This is a genomic window from Streptomyces sp. Act143, assembly GCF_003143935.1.
Taxonomy (GTDB): Bacteria; Actinomycetota; Actinomycetes; order Streptomycetales; family Streptomycetaceae; genus Streptomyces.
The window spans coordinates 1,144,007-1,161,473 of record NZ_QFRX01000001.1; the positions used below are offsets into that span (position 1 = coordinate 1,144,007).

General features: G+C 71.3%; 14 protein-coding genes. 10 read left to right on the forward strand and 4 right to left on the reverse strand.

Annotation, left to right across the window (positions count from 1 at the left end):
• Positions 1-12 precede the first annotated feature (12 nt).
• Entirely contained in the window at positions 13-2,091 is a 2,079-nt protein-coding gene (locus DI272_RS05070) for a molybdopterin cofactor-binding domain-containing protein (RefSeq protein ID WP_109500690.1), read from the reverse strand.
• Between the two features lie 379 nt (positions 2,092-2,470).
• A complete protein-coding gene (gndA, locus tag DI272_RS05075) occupies positions 2,471-3,910 on the reverse strand; it encodes an NADP-dependent phosphogluconate dehydrogenase (protein ID WP_109493936.1) in 1,440 nt (479 codons plus the stop codon).
• A 229-nt stretch (positions 3,911-4,139) separates the two neighbouring features.
• Here gndA and DI272_RS05080 point away from each other — a divergent pair, with 229 nt between their 5' ends.
• Both DI272_RS05080 and DI272_RS05085 read left to right on the forward strand, forming a co-directional pair.
• Entirely contained in the window at positions 4,140-5,585 is a 1,446-nt protein-coding gene (locus DI272_RS05080) for a glyceraldehyde-3-phosphate dehydrogenase (RefSeq protein WP_109493937.1), read from the forward strand.
• 216 nt (positions 5,586-5,801) lie between these two features.
• Positions 5,802-7,178 carry a Tat pathway signal sequence domain protein gene (locus tag DI272_RS05085; RefSeq protein ID WP_109493938.1) on the forward strand — a complete coding sequence of 459 codons (1,377 nt, stop codon included), beginning with the start codon at positions 5,802-5,804 and terminating at the stop codon, positions 7,176-7,178.
• Here the strand turns inward: DI272_RS05085 and DI272_RS05090 are convergent.
• Together DI272_RS05090 and DI272_RS05095 are read right to left on the reverse strand one after the other, a co-directional pair.
• Positions 7,175-7,768 (reverse strand): TetR/AcrR family transcriptional regulator, encoded by a 594-nt coding sequence (locus DI272_RS05090; protein ID WP_109493939.1) that lies wholly within the window; start codon positions 7,766-7,768, stop codon positions 7,175-7,177. The two genes, DI272_RS05085 and DI272_RS05090, sit on opposite strands and share 4 nt — an antisense overlap.
• 22 nt (positions 7,769-7,790) lie before the next feature.
• Positions 7,791-9,851 (reverse strand): discoidin domain-containing protein, encoded by a 2,061-nt coding sequence (locus DI272_RS05095; RefSeq protein ID WP_109500691.1) that lies wholly within the window; start codon positions 9,849-9,851, stop codon positions 7,791-7,793.
• A 424-nt stretch (positions 9,852-10,275) separates the two neighbouring features.
• On the opposite strand from DI272_RS05095, the gene DI272_RS05100 reads away from it, so the two are divergent.
• From DI272_RS05100 to wecB, 8 genes are all read left to right on the forward strand, one after another.
• Positions 10,276-10,965, forward strand: a complete 690-nt coding sequence (locus DI272_RS05100) for a tetratricopeptide repeat-containing protein (protein WP_181387091.1) — start codon at positions 10,276-10,278, stop codon at positions 10,963-10,965.
• A complete protein-coding gene (locus DI272_RS46170; protein ID WP_375138108.1) occupies positions 10,886-11,098 on the forward strand; it encodes a tetratricopeptide repeat protein in 213 nt (70 codons plus the stop codon). Before DI272_RS05100 ends, DI272_RS46170 begins: the two co-directional genes overlap by 80 nt.
• Positions 11,099-11,222: 124 nt before the next feature.
• Complete coding sequence (locus DI272_RS05110; protein ID WP_109493942.1) at positions 11,223-12,080, forward strand: SDR family oxidoreductase; 858 nt, start codon at positions 11,223-11,225, stop codon at positions 12,078-12,080.
• A gap of 130 nt (positions 12,081-12,210) precedes the next feature.
• Positions 12,211-12,810, forward strand: a complete 600-nt coding sequence (locus DI272_RS05115; protein ID WP_109493943.1) for an acyltransferase — start codon at positions 12,211-12,213, stop codon at positions 12,808-12,810.
• A gap of 281 nt (positions 12,811-13,091) precedes the next feature.
• Positions 13,092-14,258 (forward strand): hypothetical protein, encoded by a 1,167-nt coding sequence (locus DI272_RS05120; protein WP_109493944.1) that lies wholly within the window; start codon positions 13,092-13,094, stop codon positions 14,256-14,258.
• Positions 14,255-15,037, forward strand: a complete 783-nt coding sequence (locus tag DI272_RS05125) for a WecB/TagA/CpsF family glycosyltransferase (protein ID WP_109493945.1) — start codon at positions 14,255-14,257, stop codon at positions 15,035-15,037. The genes DI272_RS05120 and DI272_RS05125 overlap by 4 nt, the downstream gene beginning before the upstream one ends.
• The gene (locus DI272_RS05130) at positions 15,037-16,296 is read left to right on the forward strand and encodes a nucleotide sugar dehydrogenase (RefSeq protein ID WP_109493946.1); all 1,260 of its coding nucleotides are present in this window, start codon (positions 15,037-15,039) and stop codon (positions 16,294-16,296) included. Before DI272_RS05125 ends, DI272_RS05130 begins: the two co-directional genes overlap by 1 nt.
• Positions 16,297-16,299: 3 nt before the next feature.
• A complete protein-coding gene (wecB, locus tag DI272_RS05135; protein WP_109493947.1) occupies positions 16,300-17,433 on the forward strand; it encodes a non-hydrolyzing UDP-N-acetylglucosamine 2-epimerase in 1,134 nt (377 codons plus the stop codon).
• Positions 17,434-17,467 lie beyond the last annotated feature (34 nt).

Sequence of the window (17,467 nt, forward strand, 5' to 3'; positions counted from 1 at the left end):
ACCTTCCACGGGTCAGAAGTCGAGAGGGAAGCGGCGGGGTGCGGTGCCGGTCGCGCGGGCGTAGGCGTTCGCGACGGCTCCGGCCGCCGCCGGGACGCCGAGTTCGCCCGCGCCGCCCGGTGCCCCGCCCGTGGGCAGGATGTGCGCCTCGAAGCGGAGCGGGGCGTGGCGTTGGCGGGCGTAGCGGAAGTCGGCGTAACTGCCCTCTCGGACGGCGCCCCGGTCGATGTGGAGGCCGGCCCGCAGGATGGTGGAGATGCCGTCGATCGCCGTGCCCATGAGCTGTGCCTCCAGTCCGCGCGGGTTGACGACCGTGCCGACGTCGGCCGCCATGACGACCTTGGTCACCCGCGGGTTCTTCGGGTCGGTGACGTCGATCTCGGCGAGGCAGGCCACGCAGGACCCGTACTCCTCGTGGACGGCGACGCCCTGGGCCTGCCCCTCGGGCAACGCCCGGCCCCAGTGGCCGGCGGTGGCGACCTTGTCGAGGACGGCCCTGACGGCCTTGCTCCGCAGGGTCGTACGACGGAACGCCACCGGGTCCTGGCCCAGGGCCCGGGCCGTCTCGTCGACGACGATCTCCTCGGCCGTCCGCACCGTCCCGGAGTCGACCGACCGCCAGGCGCCCAGTGGGATCGCCGCCAGTTCGACGGAGCCCGCATCCCCGGACAAGGTGCCGAAGTTGTAGAGGCCGCTGTCGCTGGGCACCGGGGCGGCGGCCGCTGTGACGCTCCCGCCCCTGATGCCGCCCTGGACGGAGGCCCCCTCCCACGCCTCGCTCACCGAGGCCGTCGCGTGGGCGAAGGCGACGACGCGGCCGTGGGCGTGGCTGACCCGTATGCGGTGCTGGGAGGCCGGGCGCATCCGGCCGTGCCGGATGTCGTCGGCGCGGCTCCACATCAGCTTGACCGGGCGGCGCGCCTTCTTGGAGATCAGGGCGGCCTCGATCGCCGCGTCGTGGTTCAGCCGGCGGCCGAACGAGCCGCCGCCGCGCACGACATGGACGCGTACGGCGGACGACGGCAGCCCGACCGTCGAGGCGATGACCTCCCGCGCGTCCATCGGCGACTGGGAGGAGAACCAGATCTCGGCGCGGTGGGCGCGCACGTCCGCCACGGCGGTGAGCACCTCCATCGGGGCGTGGCTGACGAAGGCGAACTCGAACCGGGCCTCCCACTGGGCCGATCCGCGCGGCGGAGCGGCGAGCGGCGGCACCGCGGCCCGCAGCCGGGAGCGGATCCCGGCGTCGGACAGCCGGGCCAGCGGGCCGGGGGCCCAGGTGATCTTCAGGGCGTCCCTGGCCTCGAAGGCATGGTGGAAGGACTCCGCCACGACGGCAACTCCCCCGGGAATCCGCACCACTTCGAGGACACCCGGCAGCGCGCGGGCGGCTCGGTCGTCCACCGAGACGGCCTTCCCGCCGAGCGTGGGCGGGCGGGCCACCACGGTCGGTTTCGCACCGGCCGCGGTCAGGTCGCCGGTGTAGCGCGCCCGTCCGGTGACGATGTCGCGGGCGTCGATGCGGGGTGTCGGATGCCCGATCACCCGGTGCCTGGACGCCGGTTTGGGCTTGCTCGACACGCGGGGCCGACGGACCCGGGCGGCGCTCTCGGTGAGGGAGCCGAAGGTGGCGGTGCGTCCGTCGGGGGCGACGACCGTGGTGTCCCGGGTGCGCAGGACGCGGGCGGGCAGGTGCCAGCGCTGCGCGGCCGCGGTGACGAGACGGGCGCGGGCCGTCGCGGCGAGGTTGCGGGCGGGACCGTACAGCGAACTGACGGAGCTGGAACCGCCGGTGAACTGATTGCCCCTGGTCCGGGCTTCGGCCAGCGGGATGTCGACGTCGGTGAGCCGGGCGTCGAGCTCCTCGGCGATCATCATGGCGACCGCGGTGGTGACGCCCTGCCCGACCTCGACGCGCGGCAGCCGGACGACGACCCTGTTCTCCCGGGTGATCTCCAGGACCAGCATCTCGTCGTCGGTGCCGGTCACCACGACGTCGGAACGCCGGGCGGTCGCGCCCGCGGCCGTCGGGGCGTCGCAGCCGAGCGGCGCCGCGACGGTCAGCGTGGACGCCGCCAGCGTGTAGACCATGAACCGGCGGCGGGACAGCTCTGCCACGGCGTACTCCCCCTGTGAACGTCTTGTGTCTGCGGTTGGCTCAGCAGATAGGAGGGTTCTGTCCGGGCGAGGGTTGCGTCCGCGGGTCAACTCCCTCTCCCGGCCCCTTCGGAAGGCGCTCAGCGTTCAGCTCGTGACTCACGGACACCCGTTGCGGACTGCGGGACATGACGGCACGTCACCTCATCGAGCGGCTGGACGGGCTGCCATAGGACGGCGGGGGGTGGGAGGCCGGTGCCTGGACGGACTTGCAACGCGTGCCGAGCACCCGGCACGGCTCTGCGCAGTATCGGCAGGTGAGCCGGGGAACGCTGCTGGGCCCCCGTGCCGGGACGCGGCCGAAAGGGTGCCGTCAGCTCGTCGTCTCCGGGCGGCCGGGGGCGGCCCAGTGGGTGTGGAAGGTGCCGGGGCGGTCGACGCGGGCGTAGGTGTGCGCGCCGAAGTAGTCGCGCTGCCCCTGGAGCAGCGCGGCGGGCAGGCGTTCCGCGCGCAGGGTGTCGTAGTGGGCGAGCGCGGCGGAGATCGCCGGGACGGGGATGCCGCGGCGGGCCGCGGAGGCCACGGTCTCGCGCCAGGGGACCTGCGCGTCGGTGATCTCCATGGCGAACTCCATCTCGCCGAGCAGGCTGACCAGGTCCCGGTCGGCTGCGTACGCGGCCCGGATGCGGTCCAGGAAGGCGGCCCGGATGATGCAGCCGCCGCGCCAGATGCGGGCGACGGTGCCGAGGTCGATCTTCCAGCCGTACTCGGCCGCCGCGTCCTGGATCATCGTCCAGCCCTGGTCGTAGGCGATGACCTTGGAGGCGTACAGCGCGTGTTCCACCTGCGAGGTGAAGCGCTCGGCCTCGGTGCGGCTGAGCGGGGGTGTGGTGCCGCCGGGCAGGCCCCGGTAGGCGGCGCGCAGGTCGCCCTGCCCGGAGGCGGCGCGGGCGAAGGTGGCCTGCGCGACCGCGGTGACCGGGGAGGCCAGGTCGAGGGCGGTCTGCACGGTCCAGCGGCCGGTGCCCTTCTGGCCTGCCGCGTCCGCGACGACGTCGACGAAGGGCGCCCCGGTGGCCGGGTCGGTGTGGGCGAGGACCTCGGCGGTGATCTCGATCAGGTACGAGCCGAGCCGGCCCGCGTTCCAGCGGCGGAAGACGGCCGCGATCTCGGCCGGGGTGTACCCGGCCACCTGGCGCAGCAGGTCGTAGGCCTCGGCGATGAGCTGCATGTCGGCGTACTCGATGCCGTTGTGGACCATCTTCACGAAGTGCCCGGCGCCGTCGGTGCCGATATGGGCGGCGCAGGGCTCGCCGTCGACGTGGGCGCTGATGTTCTCGAACAGGGGGCCGAGCACGGCGTACGACTCCGTGGACCCGCCGACCATCACGGACGGGCCGGCGAGGGCGCCCTCCTCGCCGCCGGAGATGCCGGTGCCGACGAAGTGGAGGCCCCGCTCGCGCAGGGCGGCCTCGCGGCGGCGGGTGTCGGCGAAGTGGGCGTTGCCGCCGTCGACGACGATGTCGCCGGTCTCCAGGAGCGGGACGAACTCCTCGATGACCGCGTCGGTGGCCGCGCCCGCCTGGACCATGATGATCAGCTTCCGGGGGCGCTCGAGCGCGGCGACGAAGTCCTCGGCCGACTCCGCCGCGACGAACGTGCCCTCGTGGCCGTACTCCTCGACGAGCGCGCGGGTGCGGCCGGCGGAGCGGTTGTGCACGGCGACGGTGGCCCCGTGGCGGGCGAAGTTCCGCGCCAGGTTGCGGCCCATCACGCCCAGCCCGGTGACGCCGATGGATGCGCTTGCGTTCATGAGGTCCGTCCCTTGGTCGATCGGTGGCGGGTACGCGGAGCGGCGGCCCCGTGCCGGCAGGTACGGGCGGCGGGCCGGTTCTTCTCGATGCCGCCGATGAAACCGTCAGCCGCTCGCGACGTCCTCCAGTGCCGCCGGGGCCGCCGGGGCCTTCGACCCCACCCCGTTCGAGGGGCCAGACGAACATGTGGTTAACATATGAGCGCTGCCTAGCTCGAAAGATGGATCTGTGACTGTCAACGAGGACTCGTTCACCAACTGGAAGACCCGCGAGGAGATCGCGGAGTCGATGATCCCGATCATCGGGAAGCTGCACCGCGAGCGGGACGTCACCGTCCTGCTGCACAGCCGCTCCCTGGTGAACAAGTCGGTGGTCAGCATCCTCAAGACCCACCGTTTCGCCCGGCAGATCGCCGGCGAGGAGCTGTCGGTCACCGAGACCCTGCCTTTCCTCCAGGCGCTGACCACCCTCGATCTCGGCCCGTCCCAGATCGACATCGGCATGCTGGCCGCCACGTACCGTGCCGACGACCGCGGCCTGACGATCGAGGCCTTCACCGCCGAGGCCGTCGCCGGCGCCACCGGCGCCAACAAGATCGAGCGCGGCGAGGGCCGTGACGTCGTCCTGTACGGCTTCGGCCGCATCGGCCGGCTCGTCGCCCGGCTGCTGATCGAGAAGGCGGGCTCCGGCAGCGGGCTGCGGCTGCGTGCGATCGTCGTCCGCGGCGGCGGCGACCAGGACCTCGTGAAGCGGGCCTCGCTGCTGCGCCGCGACTCGATCCACGGCCAGTTCCAGGGCACGATCACCGTCGACGAGGCGACCGACACGATCGTCGCCAACGGCAACGCGATCAAGGTGATCTACGCGAGCGACCCGTCCGAGGTCGACTACACGGCGTACGGCATCAAGAACGCGATCCTCATCGACAACACCGGCAAGTGGCGGGACCGCGAGGGCCTCTCGCAGCACCTGCGTCCCGGGATCGACAAGGTCGTCCTCACCGCGCCCGGCAAGGGTGACGTCCCGAACATCGTGCACGGCGTCAACCACGACACCGTCAAGCCGGACGAGCAGATCCTGTCCTGCGCCTCCTGCACCACCAACGCGATCGTGCCGCCGCTGAAGGCGATGGACGACGAGTACGGCGTGCTGCGCGGCCATGTCGAGACGGTCCACTCGTTCACCAACGACCAGAACCTGCTGGACAACTACCACAAGGCCGACCGTCGCGGCCGTTCGGCGCCGCTGAACATGGTGATCACCGAGACGGGTGCCGCCTCGGCCGTCGCCAAGGCGCTGCCCGACCTCAAGGCGCCGATCACGGGCAGCTCGATCCGGGTGCCGGTGCCGGACGTGTCCATCGCGATCCTCAGCCTGCGCCTGGGCCGTGAGACGACCCGCGAGGAGGTTCTCGGCTACCTGCGCGACGTCTCGCTGAACTCGCCGCTCAAGCGCCAGATCGACTTCACCACCGCCCCCGACGCCGTGTCGATGGACTTCGTCGGCTCGCGCCACGCCTCCATCGTCGACGCCGGCGCCACGAAGGTCGACGGCGACAACGCGATCCTCTACCTCTGGTACGACAACGAGTTCGGCTACTCCTGCCAGGTGATCCGGGTCGTCCAGCACGTCTCCGGGGTGGAGTACCCGACGTACCCGTCGACGGCGGTCTGATCCCCGACATACCCGTCGACAGCGGTCTGACCCCCGACGCACCCGCCGACAGCGGTCTGATCCCCGACGTCCACACCTTCGACGCGACGGCCCCAGGATTCCTGGGGCCGTTTCGTCTGCTCGAACTACTCCTCCGGGCAAGGGCGTTGACCGGGCCTCCTCGCGACAGCAGAATGAGCGCGCATTTGAGAGCGCTCTCAAACCTTGAGGAGACCCATGACCGGCAGCCATGGCCCGGCACTCAGCCGCCGCGCACTGATAGCAACCGGCCTCGGTGTCGGCGCCGCAGCCCTGACCGCCGGTTCCGCCGCGGCGGCCGCCCCCGGGACGGCCGCCGCGGCCCGGCACCGCGCACTGGGGTTCCTCGCCGCCGCCATGGACGCCTACCCGGAGCACGGCACGATCCGGCTGGCGCAGAGCTACACCGACCAGGCCGGGCTGTTCAGCACGGCGTTCACCTACGACAACGCCCTCACGATCCTGGCGTTCCTCGCGAACCGGACGCACGACGGCGTCGTGCGGGCCACGGTGCTCGGCGACGCGCTGCTGTACGCGCAGGCCCACGACCCCGACCACGACGACGGCCGCCTCCGGCAGGCCTACAACGTGGGGCCGTACACCTTCTACGACGGCTCCCCGCAGCCGGACGGGTTCGTCCGGGCGGACGGCACGGCCAACATCGGCCGGCAGTTCGGCTTCACCGGCACGGCCGTGGGCGACATGGCGTGGGCCGGTGTCGCGCTGGCCGCGCTCGCCCGGCGCACCGGGGAGCACCGTTTCCTGAAGGGCGCGGTGCGGATCGGTGAGTGGATCGACCGGACGGGCCGTACCGACGAGCCGCTCGGCGGGTTCAAGTTCGGCGTCGACGGGGCGAACGCGAAGCTGCCGTTCACCTCGACCGAGCACAACACCGATCTAGTCGGCTTCTTCGGGCAGCTGGCACGGCTGACCGGCGACCGGGTGTGGCGGGAACGGCGGTCGGTGGCACGGAAGTTCGTGGAGCGGATGTGGGAGCCGGACGGCGGCTACTTCTACACCGGCACCAACGACGGCGTGACGATCAACAAGTCCCCGATACCCGAGGACACCCAGACCTGGACGCACCTGGCACTCGACTCGCCCGCCTACCGCGGCTCGTTGGACTGGGTGGCCCGTGAACTCGCCGTCCTGGACTCGGCCGACCGCCGCAACAGCGCGGTACCCGCGGGGCAGTCGTACCGTGGGGTCACCTTCAGCTCGGCGAGTCTGCGAGCGGACGAGGACGCCCCGATCGCCGACGGCCAGCCGAAGCCCTGCCGCCACGGGGTGTGGTTCGAGGGCACGGCCCACCTGGCCCTCGCCCTGCGGGACCGGCGAGCCGCCGAGGACGAGAAGCGCGCCCGTGGTCTGCTCGCCTCCATCGAGCGGGCACAGGAACTGCTGGGTGGCGGCCAGACGTTGGGCGGCGCTCCGGTCGCCCCGGGGTCGGGTGTCGTCTCCGCTTCCAGCCCCCTCGACACCGGTTTCGGGTTCGGCTACTACCCGTACCGGCACGCCGGCGCGACGGCCTGGTACCTGCTGGCGGCGGCCCGCGCCAACCCGCTGCGCGCCTAGGCGGAGACCAGCCCCGCGATGTGGGCGGTGACGGTGTCGAGGATGTCGGTCCAGGCGTCCTCGTCGCCGAGCACCAGGTAGTTGAGGGTCAGTCCGTCGGTCATGGCGGCGAGGTAGCGGGCCAGCGCCGGGACGGGGATGCGGAGTCGGAAGCCCGTGGACCGGGAGAGCTGCTCGATGATGCCGGTGTAGAGCTCGCCGTAGAGCTCGTACTGCCGTCGTGCCAGATGCTCGAACCCCGGTCGGCGCAGGGCGTACTGGGTGAGTTCGTAGGTGAGCATGTGTTCGTCGGGGTGCGCGCGTACGTGGCTCCAGTAGGCCTGGAAGCCGGCCCGTACCGTCTCCTCCAGGGAGGCCCTGGGGGTCAGGGCCTCCCTCACGATGCCGACGTAGTGGTCGGTGATGGTGGTGATGACCGACTCCACCAGCTCCTGCTTGGAGTCGAAGCAGTAGTGGAAGACGCTCAGGGAGACGCCGGCCTCGGCGGCGATGGAGCGGGTCGTGGTCCGGGCCACGCCGTCCCGGGCCATCGCCCTGATCGCCGCCTCGGTCAGCTGCCGACGCCGTTGTGCCGACGGCATGCGTGCCATGTGCGCGTCCCCCGTCGTCGCGTCAGGCGCTGTGGACGCCCACTTCGTACAGCGAGTATCCCCAGTCTGTGCCCCGGTCGAGGCCGTGCACCCGAACATAGCGGGCCGGCGTGCCGGTGAACCGGGCCGTGTCCAGGCCGCCGTCGCCGGCGGTGGTGGACCAGGCGGTCTGCCAGTTCGTGCCGTCGGTGGACAGCTCGATCCGGTACGACTTGCCGTACGCCCGCTCCCAGTCGAGCGTGACGCGCGAGACGAGGTGGGTGGAGCCCAGGTCCACCTGCCACGACTGGTCGTCGCTCCAGTCACTCGCCCAGCGGGTGTCGTCGTCGCCGTCGGCGGCGCGGCCCGGCTGATAGCTGGTGAACGGGTTCCATTCCGAGGAACTGGCGGTCGCCGTCCGGCCCTTGGCGAGGTTCACGCCGGCCTGGTGCTGTTCGGAGGCGGACCAGGTACCGAGGTAGGACTCGGCGCCCCGGAAGAGGTCGTTGACGACGTCCTGCCCGCCGACCTGCCGGATGTCCTCGATCCAGTCCGGGATCATGCCGACGTGGGCGCCGCCGTCGGTGTTGTAGTCCCAGGTGCGCTCGCCGGTCTTCTGCCGGTCGATGACGGAGCCGCCGTCGACGCTCCGGAACGGGTACTTCACCGGGTTGGAGGTGTTCGCGCCGCGCGGTCCGGGGTGGTCGCCGACGCCGTTGAAGTCGGTACCGAAGCCGTAGCCGACGCCGTACTTCTCGCGCAGCGCGTCGGTGCGGGCGGCCTCGGCGACGAAGCCCTCGGAGCCGTGCATGTACTGGGCGACGAAGCCGCCGAGGGAGTAGACCCGTTCGGTCCAGTTGAGGTCCATCCAGCTGTGCGAGGAGAGCACGCCGGGGTAGGAGGCGGCCTCGAACATGTCGAGGACCCGGCCGGTGGCCTTGACGCTCATGTGGTCGATCTCGAGCATCATCTTGCGCTGCATCATGCCCTTGACGGCGTACTCACCGAGGTCGGTGAGCCCTCGGACGTTGCACTGCGCGTCCGCGTCGTAGGACGGCACCTCGGTGCCGGCGGGCAGATCCGCCTCCGCGGCGGAGGGGGCGGTGCCGATGGGGTTGTCGTGCTGGGGGCCGGTGCACTTCTCGGTCTTCCAGAAGGTGCCGGTGGACAGGAACTGCCCGACGTTGATGGCGGTGCCGAGCCCGCCCTCGTCGAAGCGGACGCCACACAGCGCGTTGTCGAACTTGTGGCACAGGAACATGCTGCGCACGCCGAGGTCGTAGAGCTCGTCGAGCCCCTTGTCGATGTCGGCCTTGCTGCACTGCGGGATGTCGAGGATCTGCTTGCACCCGAAGGGCTCGGAGGTCTCGACACCGAGGATGACGGCGAGCTTGCCCTCCTTGATCACCTGCCGCGCCTGGGCGCTGTCGGTGACGATCCGGAACCAGCCCTTGCCGGTGCCGCCGTACATCGCGTCGATGTAGTCCTGCAGTTGGTACGTCAGCTTCGCCTGGAGCCGGATCGAGGTCATCTCGTCACAACTGCGGTCCTTGAAGGGGTAGACCGAGCAGATCACGCCGTTGGTGACGAGGTCGTTGACCAGCACGCGCTGTCCGCCGCGCCAGGCACGTTCGATCCACGCGTAGTAGTTGGCCTGGTGGGTCATCGAGTCGTACGCCGGCCAGTCCTTGAACGTCGGCCAGCCGACCGGGTCGTGTCTCCCGTCCCCGCCGTGGGTGATGTAGTCGAAGATCGCGAGGGTGCCGTCGGGGTAGTGCTCGGGGCAGTCCTTGAGCGCGTCGGCCACGCCCTGCGGGGAGAAGACCTTGCCGCAGATGAGCCGGCCACCGAAGGCCTCGTTGGAGAAGAGGTGGTTGTGGGCGTCGACGAACCCCCGCACCTCACCTGCCGAGTCGGTACCGGTGAACGGCTCGCCGGTGACGTTGATCTGCGAGTCGGGGGCGGGGCGGGCCGTCGGGTTCCACCAGTCGACCGCGGCCGCCGAGCTCGGGGCGGGGCCGAGCGCGACGGCGAACACGAGGAGGAGGAGCGACACGACGGTGACGTGTGTGCGTCTGCCGTACGGGCGTCGAGGTTTGGTCATGACCCACGTCCCTCGGTCGGCGGCCATGCGTCTTTGTCATGACCGGCGCAAGCTGTGGGACGAGGATGGCTACTGGGGGGTAGCGAGTCAAGGGTCCGGGACGGTTGACCTGATAGAGGGACGTCCACATCTCGTACACATGCGGGCCCCTCAGTGACTACCCTGGTGAACGGGGCTGTTCAGGCGGGGCGTTGACTACGGGGTGGGTGCGTGACCAAGCGGCTGGTGTTCCTCAGCCACACCTCGGAGTTGCGGAAGCATCCGGCCGATCTGTCGTATGTCGCGGCGGCGGAGAAGGCCGTCAGCGGGGCCCTGGACGCGTGCATCGACCCGAGCTCAGCTCCCCGCGCGCTGGCCGGAATGGGCCGAGCTGACCGCGCACCTCCTGGGGCGTCCACACCCCAGCGACACCGATCAGTTCCTCGTGCGCGACGCGCTCCTGGGCTCGGCCCGGTATCTGATGCACAGCGGCAGGCTCCAAGAAGCGCGCCGGGTGTGTGTGGAGTTCCACGACCTCTGGAACGTCCACTTCGGTGCGGACCACCTCGACACGCTGGCGTGGGCCGCCGCCCGTGCGGAGGCGGAGGCGGAGGCGGCGGTCGGTGAATACGCCGACGCGCGCCCACTGGCCCTGGACGTCCTCGAACGCCGCCGCCGCCTCCTCGGCGACGACCACCCCGACACCCTTGCCGGCGCCAACGGACTGGCCGGGACCTTCGGCGCCCTCGGTGCGCACGAGGAGGCGCGCCGCCTGTACGAGGACATCTTCCAGCGGCGCCGGCGCGTCCTCGGGGACGACCATCCCGACACCCTCGTCTCCGCGAACTGCCTGGGCACGGCCCTCTCCGCCCTGAGTGAGTACGAGGCCGCACGCCGGCTGCTTCAGGACGTCCTCGGCCACAGCCGCCGCACCCTGGGCGAGGACCATCCGCGCACCCTCGTCGCGGCGGCGGACCTGGCCACCGTTCTGACCTCCCTCAAGGCGCATGAACCATCCCTGGACTCTCACCGCGGCCCACCATCTGGCCGCCATCCTGAACCGGCTCCGCAGCAGCGCCGAAGCCGCGCGCCTGCTCGAGGACGCGCTCGTCCGAAGCCGCCGTGTCCTCGGTGACGGCCACCCCGTCACCGGGAACATCCTCCGTACCCTCGCCATGAGCTACCAGGCCATGGGGCTGGCCCACCGCGCCCAGAAGCTGCTGGCAACAGCGCCCAGGAGCCCGTCCCCTCGCGCCCCCCGCCCGTGACCCCCGCCCCGGCTCCCGGGCTTCGGCACACCGGTGCCGCTGGGCGTCCCGCTCCCCGCCCCGCCCGCAGAGTAGGTTGCGCCCGAACTCCTGAAAGCGCTCACCGAGGGACGTGAAGCCAGCCATGACCACCACGCCGGAAACCCCGCTCGTCGTCACCGGCGCCACAGGCCGCCTCGGTGGGCGGGTCGCCCGTCTCCTCGCCGAGCGGGGCGTGTCCCAGCGGCTCCTGGTGCGCAGTCCGGACCGGGCGCCCGCGCTCCCCGGCGTCACCACGGTCCCGGCGGAGTACGCCGATCACGACGCCGTCGTGCGCGGACTCGCCGGTGTCGCCACCGTGTTCATGGTGTCCGCGGCCGAGAGCGCCGACCGGCTCGCCGAGCACAAGTCGTTCGTGGACGCCGCCGTCGAGGCCGGGGTACGGCAGCTGGTCTACGTCTCCTTCTTCGGCGCGGCGCCCGACGCCACGTTCACGCTGGCCCGCGACCACTTCCACACCGAGGAGCACATCCGCACGACCGGGCTGGCGTACACCTTCCTGCGGGACAACATCTACGCCGACTTCGTGCCGGCGTTGGTCGGCGAGGACGGTGTCGTCCGGGGCCCGGGCGGGCAGGGGCGGGCCGCGTTCGTCGCCCAGGACGACATCGCGGAGGCCGCCGCGGCGGTCCTGGCCCGGCCGGACGCGCATGCCGGTGCCGTGTACGACCTGACCGGTCCGGAGTCCCTGTCCCTGGCGGAGGCCGCGGCCGTCCTCTCCGAGGTCCAGGGCCGTACCGTCACCTACCACCCCGAGACGGTCGAGGAGGCGTACGCCTCCCGCGCGTCCTACGGTGCCCCGCCCTGGCAGCTCGACGCCTGGGTGTCGACGTACACGGCGATCGCGGCCGGTGAACTCGACGGGGTCAGCGATGCCGTGCCCCGCCTCACCGGACGTCCCGCGACACCTCTGGTGGACGTCGTCCGGGCGGCACGGGGGTGAACGGGCCCCGTCGGCGGTGATTGGCCGGATCTGCCGCTGTCCGGCGGGGGAAGCGCCCGACCCGTGGCGCGCGGACGACCGGTGATCGATGATGAGCGCCCCCGCTCGCATCGAAGAGAGGTTCACCCCGATGAGCGTCAGAATCCAGCCCACCGCCCAGGTCGACGAGACGGCCACCCTCGGCGACGGGACGACGGTCTGGGACCTGGCCCAGATCCGGGAGGGCGCCCGGCTGGGCGGCGGATGCATCGTGGGCCGCGGGGCGTACGTCGGCCCGGGGGTGCGGATCGGCGACAACGTCAAGCTGCAGAACTACGCGCTGGTGTACGAACCCGCGGTGCTGGAGGACGGGGTGTTCGTCGGCCCGGCGGCCGTGTTCACCAACGACTACTTCCCTCGTTCCGTGGACCCCCGGGGCAAGTTGAAGCGTGGCGGGGACTGGGAGGCCGTGGCCGTCACCGTGGCCGAGGGGGCGTCCATCGGGGCGCGTTCGGTGTGCGTGGCCCCCGTTCACATCGGCCGCTGGGCGCTGGTCGCGGCCGGGGCCGTGGTGACCAAGGACGTCCCGGACTTCGCGCTCGTGGCGGGGGTGCCGGCCCGCCGTATCGGCTGGGTGGGCCGGGCCGGGGTGCGCCTGGTGGAGCGGGACGGCGAGCCGGGGACGTGGGAGTGCCCGGAGACCGGCGGGCGGTACGACGAGAAGGACGGGCAACTCGTCGAGCGCGCATGACTCTTGTTTCCAGCCGTTCCCAACTGTTTCCCTCAAAGCGCAAATCTTCGAACATCTACCGGCATAACATGTGTGCGAAGTGTGCAGAGCGTGCACACTGACCGCACAAGCCAGTAGTGCCCAGGGGGGGGTTACGGGGTGGTGGGGACACCTGTGTCTGCGTCCGGGAGCGTCGACCGCTCCGGCGCCTGACGTCCTCCTTCCGTCGCGCGGCCGGACCGCCGCGCGGCGTTCACGTCCGTTCAGCACAGGACCCACAGGGGGGTTGGTGTGTCCCAAACATGACCATTTCACGTCTGACGGCGCTCGGTCGTGAAGATCCGTCGCTGCTCGCCCTGACCCAACGACTGCTGACGGTGGCCGAGTTGGGGCTCCCGGCCATGCTGCTGCCCGGCAAGGAGGCGTTCGCCTTCACCATGGCCGGGCGGCGGGACCCCGACGGCTCCTGGGCCCTGGACCGACGCGGCACCAGCACCCGGTACGCGGCCATCACCGCGCTCGGCGTGCGGTTCCTGCCCGAGGAGCGGCAGCGGGCCGCGCTCGGCGGGCGCACCGCCCAGGAGTTCACCGGCCTGCTGGTGGAGTCGCTGCCCGGGGTGACCAACCTCGGGGACGCGGCCCTCATCGCCTGGGCCGCCGCCGAGACCGGGCACCCCAAACTGTCCGACGCCGTCGCCCGGGTCGAGGCGCTGGACGCCTACGACCGGCCGCAGTACACCGTCGAGGCGGCATGGGTGCTGTCCGCGTTCGCGGCGGCCCGTGACACGGTCGACGTGGAGAGACGTTTCACCGCCGCGCGTGACCGGCTGCTGCGGGCCCGCATCGGCGACGGCCCGCTGTTCCCGCACGCCACCGGGCCCGGCCTGCTGCCCTGGTACCGGGCCCATGTGAGCTGCTTCGCCGACCAGACGTACCCGCTCCAGGCCCTGGCCCTCGCGCACGCGAGCGGCGACGGGGACGACGAGGCGCTGGCCGCGTCCGAGGCGTGCGCGGCGCGCATCTGCGCGCTGCAGGGCGAGGGCGGGCAGTGGTGGTGGCACTACGACGCGCGCACCGGCGGTGTCGTGGAGGGTTACCCGGTCTACAGCGTCCACCAGCACGCCATGGCGCCGACCGCGCTGTTCGATCTCACGGACGCGGGCGGCAGCGACTTCGGCGCGGCGATCCGCAAGGGGCTGCGCTGGATGACGGACGTACCGGAATTCGCCGAACGCCCGGAGATCAGCGAGCCGTTGATCCTCGACGAGCTCGGCGTGACCTGGCGCAAGGTCTACCGGGGTGATCCGAAGAAGGCCGTGCGCGCCGTCCGGGGACTGACCACCCGGGCCGTTCCGGGCCTTCGGCTGAAGTCCCTGGACCGGGTGTACCGCCCGCTGTCCGTGGACCGCGAATGCCGGCCCTACGAGTTCGGCTGGATGCTCCACGCCTGGCAGGGGGGCCGGATATGAGCGGGCTGACGCGCGGCCGTCGGACGCTGTTCGGCATCGAGCTGGACCCGCTGACCATGGACCAGACCGTCGCGCGCTGTCTCGAAGCGGTGCGGGACGGACGGCAGTTGGAGATCGGGGTGGTCAACGCCGCGAAGCTGGTCACCATGCGGCGCGACGAACGGCTCGCCAGGGCGGTGTCCGGCTGCGACCTGGTCCTCGCCGACGGACAGGCCGTGGTCTGGGCCGGGCGGGTACTGAAGGCCCCGCTACCCGAGCGGGTGGCCGGGATCGACCTGTTCCTGCGGCTGCTGGCCGAGGCGGAGACGGCGGGCATGTCGGTGTACTTCCTCGGCGCCCGGCAGGAGGTGCTGGAGGAGATGCTGCGGCGGGTGGCCGCGCGCTTCCCGGGGCTGAAGGTGGCGGGCCACCGCAACGGCTACTTCGACGACGCCGAGCAGGAGGCGATCGCCGAGTCGATCGCGCACAGCGGCGCCCAGATGCTCTTCCTTGGCATGACCTCGCCGAAAAAGGAGATCTTCACGGCCGCCTACGGCGAACGCACCGGCGCCCGCGTCGTGCACGGCGTCGGCGGCTCCTTCGACATCCTGGCCGGCGTCACCAGGCGGGCGCCCGCCTCCTGGCAGCGCCACGGCCTCGAATGGCTCTACCGCGCGCTGCAGGAACCGCGCCGCCTGGGCCGGCGCTATCTCACCACCAACGCCGCCTTCCTCCTCATGACGGCCCGCGAGCGTTTCCGGCTCGCCCCGTCGACCGCTCCCGCGAACAGGAGTCACTGATGCGTGTCGTCGTGGTGGGACAGGGATACGTCGGGCTGCCGCTGGCCATTCGTGCCGCGGAGGCCGGGCACGAGGTGATCGGGTACGACGTCGACTCACGGCGGATCAAGAGCCTCGCCGCCGGTGAGTCCTTCGTGGAGGACGTCTCCTCCGAGCGGATCCGCGCCGCACTGGACAACGGCACCTACCGGGCCACCGAGTCGGCCCGCGACTGCGGCGGCTTCGACATCGCCGTGGTGACGGTGCCGACCCCGCTGCACGAGGGCACCCCCGACCTGCGGTACGTGAAGGAGTCGGCCGTCACCCTCGGCCGCTATCTGCGCCCCGGCGCCACGGTCGTCCTGGAGTCGACCACCTACCCCGGCACCACCCAGGAGCTGTTCGCACCGCTCCTGGAGGAGGGCTCGGGTCTGACCGCGGGCACCGACTTCCATCTCGGCTACAGCCCGGAGCGGATCGACCCCGGGAACGCGGTGTGGGGCTTCAAGGAGACGCCGAAGGTCGTCTCAGGGGTGAACGAGACCTCCCTGAAGGCGGTCGAGGGCTTCTACGCCCAACTCGTCGACACCACCGTGCCGGTGAGCTCTCCGAAGGAGGCCGAGCTCGCCAAGCTGCTGGAGAACACCTTCCGGCACGTGAACATCGCGCTCGTCAACGAGATCGCGATGTTCGCGCACCACCTGGACATCGACGTGTGGCAGGCCATCGAGGCGGCGTCCAGCAAGCCGTTCGGTTTCATGAAGTTCACGCCGGGACCGGGGGTCGGCGGCCACTGCCTGCCCATCGACCCGTCGTACCTGTCCTGGCGGGTGCAGCGCGAACTCGGCCAGAGCTTCCGGTTCGTGGAGCTGGCCAACGACATCAACAACCACATGCCCGAGTACGTGACCCGGCGCATCACCGACCTGTTCAACACCAGAAGCAGATCCGTCAACGGCTCGCGCGTGCTGCTGCTGGGGCTGGCGTACAAGAAGAACACCGGTGACGCCCGCGAGTCGCCCGCCCTGCGCATCTCCCAACTGCTGCTGGACATGGGGGCCCAGGTCAGGGCCGCCGATCCGCATGTCGTGGAGGATCTGCCGGTGGACGCCCGGCTGGTCCGGGTCGAGCCGGACGCGGAGGAGCTCTCGGCCGCCGACGTGGTGGTGCTGCTCACCGACCACGACAGCTTCGACTACGAACTCGTCGCCGAACAGGCCCCGTTCGTCCTCGACTGCCGTCGGCGGCTGTCCCCCGGCCCCACGATCGAGGTGCTCTGAACCATGCCGCGGATCGTCTGCGTCGCCGGGGCCCGCCCCAACTACATGAAGATCAAACCGGTGATGGACGCCCTGGAGCGCCGGGGCGCCGAGGTGCTCCTCGTCCACACCGGACAGCACTACGACCCGGCGATGAACGACGTGTTCTTCGCCGACCTCGGCATCCGGCCGCCCGACCGCTTCCTCGGGGTGGGCTCCGGCAGCCACGCCGAGCAGACCGGACGCGTGATGACGGCGTTCGAGCCGCTGCTGGACGAGGTCTGCCCGGACATCGTCGTCGTGGTCGGAGACATCAACTCCACGCTCGCCTCCGCCCTGGTCACCGCCAAGGCGGGCCCGCTGCTCGCCCATGTGGAGTCCGGGCTGCGCAGCCGCGACTGGAGCATGCCCGAGGAGGTCAACCGGGTCGCCACCGACCGGGTCAGCGACTATCTGCTGGCCCCCTCCCCCGACGCCGTCGAGAACCTGCGGGCGGAGGGGTACCGGGAGGACCAGATCCACCTGGTCGGCAATGTCATGATCGACACCCTGCTGGTGAACCTGGAACGGGCCCGCGCCTCGGACGTCCTGGACCGGTTCGGGCTGTCCCGGGGCGAGTTCGGCCTGGTCACCCTGCACCGCCCCGCCAACGTGGACGAGCCCGAGGTGCTCTCGGGGCTCCTCAAGGCCCTGGGTGAGATCGCCGGCCGCTGCCCGCTCGTGCTGCCCGTGCATCCCCGCGCGGCCGCCAAGCTGGCCGCGCTGGGTGTTCCCGGCGGCATCCAACTCGTACCGCCCGCAGGCTACTTGGACTTCATCGCGTTGCAGGACGCCGCCCGGGTCGTACTGACGGACTCGGGCGGCGTGCAGGAGGAGACCACCGCACTCGGTGTGCCGTGCGTGACCCTGCGGGACAACACCGAGCGGCCGATCACCGTCGAGCAGGGCACCAATGTGCTGGCGGGACGCGACCCCGCGCGGATCGTGGCGACCGTGAACCGGGTGCTGGACGCCCCGCCCGCACCGCGCCGGCCCGAACTCTGGGACGGCCGGGCCAGCGAGCGCATCGCCGAGGTGCTGGTGAAAGGAGGCACCTCCGGCACCCGGCCGAGACCCACCGCTCAACCGAGACCCACGGACCGAACGCTCCCCATATGATCCGCTTGCAACATATGCTCGTCGAACATCTGGT

What these genes read in the sequence shown, in the direction of transcription:
- DI272_RS05070 (WP_109500690.1), bottom strand. Translation starts at nt 2,091, where the DNA reads ATGGTCTACACGCTGGCGGCGTCCACGCTGACCGTCGCGGCGCCGCTC.
- gndA (WP_109493936.1), bottom strand. Translation starts at nt 3,910, where the DNA reads ATGAACGCAAGCGCATCCATCGGCGTCACCGGGCTGGGCGTGATGGGC.
- DI272_RS05085 (WP_109493938.1), top strand. Translation starts at nt 5,802, where the DNA reads ATGACCGGCAGCCATGGCCCGGCACTCAGCCGCCGCGCACTGATAGCA.
- DI272_RS05090 (WP_109493939.1), bottom strand. Translation starts at nt 7,768, where the DNA reads ATGGCACGCATGCCGTCGGCACAACGGCGTCGGCAGCTGACCGAGGCG.
- DI272_RS05095 (WP_109500691.1), bottom strand. Translation starts at nt 9,851, where the DNA reads ATGACCAAACCTCGACGCCCGTACGGCAGACGCACACACGTCACCGTC.
- DI272_RS05110 (WP_109493942.1), top strand. Translation starts at nt 11,223, where the DNA reads ATGACCACCACGCCGGAAACCCCGCTCGTCGTCACCGGCGCCACAGGC.
- DI272_RS05115 (WP_109493943.1), top strand. Translation starts at nt 12,211, where the DNA reads ATGAGCGTCAGAATCCAGCCCACCGCCCAGGTCGACGAGACGGCCACC.
- DI272_RS05120 (WP_109493944.1), top strand. Translation starts at nt 13,092, where the DNA reads ATGACCATTTCACGTCTGACGGCGCTCGGTCGTGAAGATCCGTCGCTG.
- DI272_RS05125 (WP_109493945.1), top strand. Translation starts at nt 14,255, where the DNA reads ATGAGCGGGCTGACGCGCGGCCGTCGGACGCTGTTCGGCATCGAGCTG.
- DI272_RS05130 (WP_109493946.1), top strand. Translation starts at nt 15,037, where the DNA reads ATGCGTGTCGTCGTGGTGGGACAGGGATACGTCGGGCTGCCGCTGGCC.
- wecB (WP_109493947.1), top strand. Translation starts at nt 16,300, where the DNA reads ATGCCGCGGATCGTCTGCGTCGCCGGGGCCCGCCCCAACTACATGAAG.